At 38.6% G+C, this 3662-nt stretch carries 2 protein-coding genes and 1 pseudogene; 2 read left to right on the forward strand and 1 reads right to left on the reverse strand.

What is annotated here, in order from left to right; genetic code table 11:
• Positions 1–616: pseudogene (locus tag AC1DPQ_RS21240) on the reverse strand (M13 family peptidase); the annotation flags it as partial.
• 347 nt (positions 617–963) lie between these two features.
• Here AC1DPQ_RS21240 and AC1DPQ_RS21245 point away from each other — a divergent pair.
• Both AC1DPQ_RS21245 and AC1DPQ_RS21250 read left to right on the forward strand, forming a co-directional pair.
• The gene (locus AC1DPQ_RS21245; RefSeq protein ID WP_477610793.1) at positions 964–2949 is read left to right on the forward strand and encodes a heavy metal translocating P-type ATPase; all 1986 of its coding nucleotides are present in this window, start codon (positions 964–966) and stop codon (positions 2947–2949) included.
• Between the two features lie 189 nt (positions 2950–3138).
• A partial coding sequence (locus AC1DPQ_RS21250) for a Uma2 family endonuclease (RefSeq protein WP_477610794.1) occupies positions 3139–3662 on the forward strand: 524 nt, incomplete at its 3' end.

The raw sequence follows: 3662 nt of genomic DNA on the forward strand, positions 1-3662 counted from the left end.
CCATATAGGYGTTGTAAGCCTCGCGTATTTTAACACTGCGGGTATCATCTTTCAGATAATAATCACGATCGGGGAGTGTTGTGCCGCCCTGACCAATATTCACCATGTACTTGTTTACATTCTTGCGGTCTTGGCCAACACCCAAACCGAACATTCCACCGCCTAAACCATTGGTTCGCATGTAAGCCACCTGATCTAGCACACCTTGAATATTCTTAATCTGCTTAATTTTCTCTAAATCCGCTTTTATTGGCGTATAGCCTAGTTTTTCTATGGTTGCACTATCCATGGCAGCCGTATAAAAATCGCCAACTCTACGCTTCACCGAACCTGCAGGAGCAGATTTATCAGCAGCTGCATCTTCTACCAAAGATTTAACAGCATTGATGTTGAAATCGCGAAGTTCGTTAAACGAACCCCAACGCGTTTCTTTAGCAGGAACTGGATTGTTTTTTACCCACGTACCACTTGCGTAGGTGTAGAAATCGTCGCCTGGCTTAACGGAAAGATCCATGTTAGCAGGGTCGATAAATTTTTTAGTCTGTGCATTTGCAGAAAAGCCTGCAGCGACTATACCTAGCGCCGCAAAACATCTTTTCAAATTTTGGTATTTCATTCGCTTAATAAGTTAGTAATTATGCGAAATTTATGAAATACTAATTAATACTGGTGTTATATATTAAGAATATTACTTGTTAAACCAGTAGTAAATTTTTGCTAAACCAAGTCGCCTAATAAGTTCGGACGCTGAAAAAGAAATTTTAATAGATTTCATGATTTTAAATCTTTTATACACTATTAACAATTTTTAACAAAATTTATTGTGCGCTTGTAAAAATTATTGCTATTAAGAACGATTCGGGATAAAACATTTTATTTTCCATAAATTTGAAAACGGTTATCTAAACCTGCGAGGTTTTATCGATAATAAATAAAAATGATGTTTAGCATACAATAGATATAATGAGCCACTCACACGATAAAGAAGATAGCTGTTGCAGCAGTAAAGTACATTCCGCTCCAAAACATAACCACGATCATGCACACGAAGAAGGCGACGAACACGACCATGATCATGGTGGAGATCCGTCGGCCTTTCAAACTTATCTGCCAGCCATTGTAACATTGGTTATGCTGCTGATCGGAATTGTGTTTGATAATCTATTTACAGTTCCTGCATTTCAGATCATCCGGTCTTATTGGTACATAGTAGCTTATTTACCTGTGGGTATTCCGGTTTTACGTGAGGTTTGGGAAACTTTTAAAGCCAAAGATTTCTTTACCGAATTCTCTTTAATGTCTATCGCTACAATCGGTGCCTTTGCCATTGGCGAATACCCAGAAGGTGTAACGGTAATGCTTTTTTATACCATTGGCGAATTGTTTCAAATGGCTGCAGTAAACCGTGCCAAAAGGAATATTAAAGCATTGCTTGATGTTCGCGCAGATATAGCACATGTATTCCGTAATGGAAAATACGAAGATGTTAATCCCGAAAAGGTAGAAATTGGCGAGACCATACAAGTAAAGGCCGGTGAGAAAATCCCCTTGGATGGAGAACTGGTCAGTGATAAAAGCAGTTTTAATACCGCCGCTTTAACGGGCGAAAGTAAACCGCGTACAATTATTAAGGGCGAATCGATTTTGGCCGGAATGCTTAATCTGGATAAAGTAATCGAAGTAAAAGTAACCAAGGCTTTTGCCGATAGTGCGTTGTCGCGCATTTTGGAAATGGTTCAGAATGCCACTACGCGTAAAGCTAAAACCGAGCTCTTTATTCGCAAGTTTGCTAAAATATATACACCAATTGTTTTCTTTTTAGCCCTCGCGCTGGTTACTATCCCGATTTTGGTTTTAGGAAGCGAATATCATTTCCAAACCTGGTTGTATCGTTCACTGGTTTTCCTGGTAATATCTTGCCCCTGTGCGCTGGTGATTTCTATTCCATTAGGATACTTTGGTGGCATTGGTGCTGCATCGGCAAATGGGATTCTTTTTAAAGGCTCTAATTTCCTCGATTTAATTACCAAGCTGAATATCGTTGTAATGGATAAGACCGGAACCTTGACAAAAGGTGTTTTTAAGGTTCAGAAAGTAGAAAGCAGTATCGATGAAGCAACATTTTTGAATTTATTAACTGCTGTTGAAGCAAAATCAACCCATCCAATTGCCAAGGCCATTGTAGAATACGCAGGCCAGAAAGAAATTCATCCCGCCGAAAATATTGAGGAAATTGCTGGAATGGGCTTAAAGGGATCCGTAAATGGCAAAGCGGTTTTGGCTGGGAACACAAAGCTTTTAGAGAAATTTAATATTGCCTTTGATGCCAAGATTACAGCTATTGAAGAAAGTATTGTGGTTATTGCCGTTGACGGAAAATATGTAGGATATGTTTTAATTGCCGACGAAATAAAGGAAGACGCTGCAGAAGCCATCAAGCAGCTTCACGAAAACGGAATAAAACAGGTAGTGATGCTGAGCGGTGATAAAACCTCAATCGTTAAAAAAGTTGCAACTGCTTTAGGTATTGATACTTATTTTGGCGATTTATTACCTGAAGATAAAGTAGCCAGGCTTGAAGAAATTAAAAGTGATAAAAGTAAGGTAGTGGCTTTTGTGGGCGATGGAATAAATGATACGCCTGTATTGGCCATTAGCGATATTGGTATTGCCATGGGGGCAATGGGGAGCGATGCTGCTATTGAAACGGCCGATGTAGTTATCCAAACCGATCAGCCTTCTAAAATTGCAACTGCGGTTAAAATCGGTAAGGCAACCAAAAAGGTTGTGATCCAGAATATCGTATTGGCATTCGCGGTAAAAGCATTGGTTTTAATTTTAGGTGCCGGTGGTATTGCCACCATGTGGGAGGCCGTTTTTGCTGATGTTGGTGTTGCACTTTTGGCCATTTTAAATGCGGTGAGAATACAGAAAATGAAGTTTTCTTAATTGGTTAATTGTTTAAATTGGTTAATCGGTTAACTGAACTTGGATTAGCGACTTTAGATTAAAATATTGATTTACTGCTTCATTAGTCCAATGATAACTGCCAATTGCCAACTGAAAACTTGTTAATGGTATTAAGATATGTTGGAAAATAGAAAGTCCGGATTACTATAAAAATTAGTATATTCGTTTATGTCTAAACCTGTTTCATATCCAGTTTTAAACGATGATGAGCCCGTAAGGCAATTCAATGAACTTGATGCGTCATTAACTTATAGCTATTCTAATTATTTAAACTGGCTTTTTCCTGAAAGAGTAGAACTGATTAAAGGTAAAATCTTTAAAATGAGTCCTGCGCCATCAAGAATGCATCAGGAAGTGGCCGGTAATATTTTCTTGAAAATTGGTAATTTTTTAGAAGGCAAACCATGCAAAGTTTATTCTGCGCCGTTCGATGTCCGTTTTCCAAAAGAAAGTAAAGCTGATAAGGATGTATATACGGTATTACAGCCCGATATTTGTGTTGTTTGTGATAAAAGTAAACTAGATGCCCGCGGTTGTATCGGTGCTCCCGATCTTGTTATAGAAATTTTATCTCCTGGCAATACCAAAATGGAACTGCTTAATAAATACCGCGTTTACGAAGAATTTGGTGTTAAAGAATATTGGGTGGTTAGCCAAAGCGATCAAAGCATCCTCATTTACACCCTTCATGA

This window comes from Pedobacter sp. 01T416_2 (genome assembly GCF_056398925.1).

Coding starts and splice junctions, on each gene's coding strand:
- AC1DPQ_RS21245 (WP_477610793.1), top strand. CDS start 964: ATGAGCCACTCACACGATAAAGAAGATAGCTGTTGCAGCAGTAAAGTA.